Below are 5,902 nucleotides of genomic sequence, written 5' to 3'. Positions count from 1 at the left end.
GCCGGGCTGGCCCGGGCGGCCCTGGAATCGATCGCCGAGAACACCTCCGACGCGGTCGTGGGGGCGCTCGTGTGGGGGGCCGTCGGCGGTGTGCCGGGGCTCGTCGGTTTCCGGGCCGTCAACACCCTCGACGCCATGGTCGGGCACAAGTCCGCCCGGTACCGCCGCTACGGATGGGCCTCCGCGCGGCTGGACGATCTCGCGGGCTGGCCGGGGGCCCGGCTGACCGCCGTGCTCGCGGCCCTGGCAGGAGACGATCCACGGGGAGCGGTACGCGCCTGGCGTGCCGATGCCGACCGGCATCCGAGCCCCAACGCCGGGCCCGTGGAGGCCTCGTTCGCGGGGGCGCTCGGGGTGCGGCTGGGCGGGACCCTGTCGTACGGCGGGCGCGTCGAGCACCGGCCCGTGCTCAACGGCGCCGGGCGCGCCGTCGCCACCCGGGACATCGAACGGGCCGTACGGCTGTCCAGGCGGGTCGGCTGGCTCGCGCTCGGCGTCTGTGTCGCCGCGCGCCGCATCGCGAAAGGGCGTACGTCATGACGGGCGGTGGGCTTCTCGTCGCCGGTACCACCTCCGACGCCGGCAAGAGCGTCGTGACCGCCGGGATCTGCCGGTGGCTGGTGCGCCAGGGCGTCAAGGTCGCGCCCTTCAAGGCGCAGAACATGTCCCTCAACTCCTTCGTGACGAAGGAAGGGGCCGAGATCGGGCGGGCGCAGGCCATGCAGGCGCAGGCCTGCCGCGTCGAGCCGACCGCGCTGATGAACCCGGTGCTGCTCAAACCCGGCGGCGAGAGCAGCAGCCAGGTCGTGCTGCTGGGCAAGCCGGTCGGGGAGCTCAGCGCACGCGGGTACCACGGCGGGCGGCAGCAGCGGCTGCTCGGGACCGTGCTGGACTGTCTGGAGCAGTTGCGGGGCACGTATGACGCGGTGATCTGTGAGGGGGCGGGCAGTCCCGCCGAGATCAATCTGCGGCGGACCGACATCGTCAACATGGGGATCGCCCGAAACGCCGGGCTCCCCGTGCTCGTCGTCGGCGACATCGACCGGGGCGGTGTCTTCGCCTCGTTCTTCGGGACGGTGGCGCTGCTGTCGCGCGAGGACCAGGAGTGCGTCGCGGGGTTCCTCGTCAACAAGTTCCGGGGGGACGTCTCCCTGCTGGAGCCGGGTCTCGACATGCTCCAGGGCCTCACCGGGCGGCGTACGTACGGCGTCCTGCCCTTCCGGCACGGGCTGGGGATCGACGAGGAGGACGGGCTGCGCGTCTCCCTGCGGGGGACGGTCCGGGAGTCCGTCGTCGCCCCGCCGGTCGGCGAGGACGTGCTGCGCGTCGCCGTGTGCGCTGTTCCGCTGATGTCCAACTTCACGGACGTGGACGCGCTGGCCGCCGAACCGGGTGTCGTGGTGCGGTTCGTGGACCGGCCCGAGGAACTCGCCGACGCCGACCTCGTCGTCGTGCCCGGGACCCGCGGGACCGTCCGTGCGCTGGAGTGGCTGCGGGAGCGCGGGCTCGCCGAGGCGCTCGTGCGCCGGGCCGCCGAGCAGCGGCCCGTCCTCGGGATCTGCGGCGGCTTCCAGATCCTCGGCGAGCACATCGAGGACGACGTGGAGAGCCGCCGGGGTCATGTCGAGGGGCTCGGGGTCCTGCCCGTGCGGGTGCGGTTCGCCCGCGAGAAGACCCTCACCCGGCCGGAGGGCGAGGCCCTCGGGGAGCGCGTCGAGGGCTACGAGATCCATCACGGGGTCGCCGACGTCCAGGGCGGCTCCGCCTTCCTGGACGGCTGCCGGGTCGGCCAGACCTGGGGCACGCACTGGCACGGCTCGCTGGAGTCGGACGGCTTCCGGCGGGCCTTCCTGCGCGAGGTGGCGGCCGCCGCGGGGCGCCGCTTCGTGCCCGCGCCCGGCACCTCGTTCGCCGCGCTGCGCGAGGAGCAGCTCGACCGGCTCGGCGACCTGATCGAACAGCACGCGGACACGGACGCGCTGTGGCGGCTCATCGAGTCGGGCGCGCCGCGAGGACTGCCCTTCATTCCACCGGGAGCACCCGCATGAGCACTGTGTTGTTGTTGTCGACCGCCGACACGGACCTGCTGGCGGCCCGGGCCGCCTCCGGTGCCTCGTACCGGATCGGCAACCCGACCCGCGTGGACGTCGCGGAGGAGCTTCCGGCCCTCCTCGACGGCGCGGACATCGCCGTCGTACGGCTGCTCGGCGGCAAGCGGGCCTGGGAGGACGGGCTCGCCGCGCTGAAGGCCTCGGGCGTCCCGACCGTGCTGCTCGGCGGCGAGACGGTGCCCGACGCGGAGCTGATGGCCGAGTCGTCGGTGCCGGCCGGTGTCGTGGCGGAGGCGCTGAAGTACCTCGTGGAGGGCGGGCCGGCCAACCTCACCGAGCTGGCGCGGTTCCTGTCCGACACCGTGCTGCTCACGGGCGAGGGGTTCGCCGCGCCGCAGCGCATGCCGGAGTACGGCGTCCGCGGCGAGCGCGCGCGGGAGGCGGGCCGGCCGACCGTCGGCGTGCTCTTCTACCGGGCGCACGAGCTGAGCGGCAACACCGCCTTCGTGGACACCCTGTGCGACGCGATCGAGGCGCGGGGCGCCAACGCGCTTCCCGTGTACTGCGGTTCGCTGCGCGGGGCCGACGCGGGCCTGTACGAGATCCTCGGGCGGGCGGACGCCCTCGTCGCCACCGTCCTCGCCGCCGGCGGCACCCACGCCTCGCAGGCCTCCGCGGGCGGTGACGAGGAGTCCTGGGACATCGGCGCCCTCGCCGAGCTGAACATCCCCGTGCTGCAAGGGCTGTGCCTGACGTCCTCGCGGAGCGCCTGGGAGGCGTCCGACGCCGCCCTGTCCCCCATGGACGCCGCGATGCAGGTGGCGATCCCGGAGTTCGACGGGCGGCTGATCACCGTGCCGTTCTCCTTCAAGGAGCAGGGTGCGGACGACGTCCCCGTGTACGTGGCCGACCCGGAGCGGGCCGCGCGGGTCGCCGGGATCGCCGTACGGCACGCGCGGCTGAAGCACAAGGCGAACGCCGAGAAGAAGCTCGCGCTCGTCTTCACCGCGTACCCGACCAAGCACTCGCGCGTCGGCAACGCCGTCGGGCTGGACACGCCGGCGTCGGCGGTGCGGGTGCTGGACGCGCTGAAGGACGCCGGGTACGGCCTCACCGAGTACCCCGCGGGCGGCGACGAGCTGATCCACCGGCTCATCGAGGCCGGCGGGCACGACGTGGAGTGGCTGACGGACGAGCAGCTGTCCGCCGCGCCCGCGCGGGTGCCGCTGGCGGACTACCGGGCCTGGTTCGACCAGCTCGACCCGGAGCTGAGGGACGCCATGACCGAGGCGTGGGGCGAGCCGCCGGGCAGCCTCTACGTCGACGGGGACGACATCGTGCTGGCGTCCCTGCAGTTCGGGAACGTCGTGGTGATGATCCAGCCGCCGCGCGGCTTCGGCGAGAACCCCATCGCGATCTACCACGATCCGGACATGCCGCCGTCCCACCACTACCTGGCCGCCTACCGCTGGCTGGAGAACAGTTTCGGCGCCGACGCGATCGTGCACATGGGCAAGCACGGCACGCTGGAGTGGCTGCCCGGCAAGGGCCTCGGGCTCAGCGGCGGCTGCGCCCCGGACGCCGTGCTCGGGGAGCTGCCGCTGATCTACCCGTTCATCGTCAACGACCCGGGCGAGGGCACCCAGGCCAAGCGGCGCGGGCACGCCACGGTCGTCGACCACCTGGTGCCGCCGATGGCCCGCGCCGACACCTACGGCGACCTGGCGAAGCTGGAGCAGCTCCTGGACGAGTACGCGCTCGTCTCCGATCTGGACCCGGCGAAGGCCCCGGCCGTGCGCGCGCAGATCTGGACCCTCGTGAAGGCCGCCGAGCTCCATCACGACCTGCATGTCGACGAGCAGCCGGACGACGAGGCGTTCGACGAGTTCGTCATGCACATCGACGGCTATCTGTGCGAGATCAAGGACGTGCAGATCCGCGACGGCCTGCACATCCTGGGCGGCGGCCCGGTCGGCGAGCCGCGCGTCAACCTCGTGCTGGCGGTGCTGCGCGCCTCGCAGGTGTGGGGCGGGCAGGCCCATGCGCTGCCCGGGCTGAGGGCGGCGCTGGCGCAGCACTTCGGGCTGGCGGAGAAGGAGCTGCTGGCCGAGCCGGGCGCTGCGGTGAAGGTGCCGGCGGAGCTGACGGAGCTGGTGGCGGGCCCGGCGCGCACCGCCGCCGACGCGATCGACCTGCTGGAGCAGCTGTGCCGGCGGATCGCGGAGGGCATGGAGGAGCGCGGCTGGGCGGTCGCCGAGGCCCCGGCGCTGGTCCGGGAGGTGCTCGGCGGTCAGGTCGCCGACGCCGTGGCGGTGCTGGAGTTCGCCTGCACGGAGGTCGTGCCGCGGCTGGCCAGGACCACCGACGAGATCGGGCACATCCTGCGGGCCCTGGACGGCGGTTACGTCCCGGCCGGTCCCTCCGGCTCGCCGACCCGCGGTCTGGTCAACGTCCTGCCGACGGGGCGCAACTTCTACTCCGTCGACCCCAAGGCGATCCCGTCCCGGCTGAGCTGGGAGGTCGGGCAGTCGCTCGCGGACTCGCTGGTGCAGCGGTACCTGACCGACACCGGCGAGTACCCGAAGTCCGTGGGTCTGACGGTGTGGGGCACCTCGGCCATGCGCACCCAGGGCGACGACATCGCCGAGATCCTGGCGCTGCTGGGCTGCCGGCCGGTGTGGGACGACGCCTCGCGCCGGGTGACCGGGTTCGAGGTGATCTCCGCTGAGGAGCTCGGCCGGCCGCGCATCGACGTGACGGTCCGGATCTCCGGCTTCTTCCGGGACGCGTTCCCGCACGTGGTGGGGCTGATCGACGACGCCGTACGCAAGGTCGCCGAGCTGGACGAGCCCGCCGAGCAGAACTACGTCCGGGCGCACGCGGACGAGGACACCGCCGAGCACGGCGACCGGCGCCGGGCGACGGCCCGGATCTTCGGCTCCAAGCCGGGGGCGTACGGGGCCGGTCTGCTGCCGCTGATCGACGCCCGCAACTGGCGCTCCGACGCGGACCTCGCCGAGGTGTACGCGGTGTGGGGCGGCTACGCCTACGGGCGGGGCCTCGACGGGCGGGCCGCGCGCGGCGACATGGAGACGGCGTTCCGGCGGATCGCGGTCGCCGCGAAGAACGTCGACACGCGTGAGCACGACCTCGTCGACGCCGACGACTACTTCCAGTACCACGGCGGCATGGTCGCCATGGTGCGGCATCTGACGGGCGCGAGCCCCGAGGCGTACGTCGGCGACTCGGCCACCCCGGACCAGGTGAAGACCCGCACGCTGGGCGAGGAGACGCACCGGGTGTTCCGCGCCCGGGTGGTCAACCCGCGCTGGATGGCGGCCATGCGGCGGCACGGCTACAAGGGCGCCTTCGAGATGGCCGCGACGGTGGACTACCTGTTTGGGTACGACGCCACGGCCGGGGTCGTCGACGACTGGATGTACGAGAAACTCAGCGCCGAGTACGTCTTCGACCCGGAGAACCGGGACTTCATGAAGACGTCCAACCCCTGGGCGCTGCGCGGCATCACCGAGCGGCTGCTGGAGGCCGCCGACCGCGGACTGTGGGCGGAGCCGGACGCGGAGACGCTGGACCGGCTGCGTGCCACGTACCTGGAGCTCGAAGGCGACTTGGAAGGTGACGACAAGTGAGCACCCCGTTCCCGTTCACGGCCGTGGTCGGCCAGGACGACCTGCGGCTCGCGCTGCTGCTGAACGCCGTGTCGCCGGCGGTCGGCGGTGTGCTGGTGCGCGGTGAGAAGGGCACCGCCAAGTCGACGGCCGTGCGGGCGCTGTCCGCGCTCATGCCGGAGGTGGACGTCGTCCCCGGCTGCCGCTTCTCCTGCGACCCCG

3 protein-coding genes and 1 pseudogene are annotated in these 5,902 nt (G+C 73.3%); all 4 read left to right on the top strand.

The window, feature by feature from the left end; all coding sequences use genetic code 11:
• A partial coding sequence (locus tag CCL05_RS38500; protein ID WP_208641711.1) for a cobalamin biosynthesis protein occupies positions 1-540 on the top strand: 540 nt, incomplete at its 5' end.
• On the top strand, positions 537-2,048 hold the full coding sequence (locus CCL05_RS38495; protein ID WP_086565260.1) for a cobyric acid synthase: 1,512 nt from the start codon (positions 537-539) through the stop codon (positions 2,046-2,048). The genes CCL05_RS38500 and CCL05_RS38495, both read left to right, overlap by 4 nt.
• Positions 2,045-5,701 (top strand): cobaltochelatase subunit CobN, encoded by a 3,657-nt coding sequence (gene cobN / locus CCL05_RS38490; protein WP_086565259.1) that lies wholly within the window; start codon positions 2,045-2,047, stop codon positions 5,699-5,701. Before CCL05_RS38495 ends, cobN begins: the two co-directional genes overlap by 4 nt.
• Positions 5,698-5,902 (top strand): annotated as a pseudogene (locus CCL05_RS38485) (magnesium chelatase); the annotation flags it as partial. The gene cobN and the pseudogene CCL05_RS38485, both read left to right, overlap by 4 nt.

Origin of the sequence: Streptomyces africanus (assembly GCF_002150735.1) — a bacterium.
Lineage (GTDB): Bacteria > Actinomycetota > Actinomycetes > Streptomycetales > Streptomycetaceae > Streptomyces > Streptomyces africanus.
Note: the sequence above shows the minus strand (reverse complement) of the source record. Positions and strands in the feature narration are given on the sequence as shown.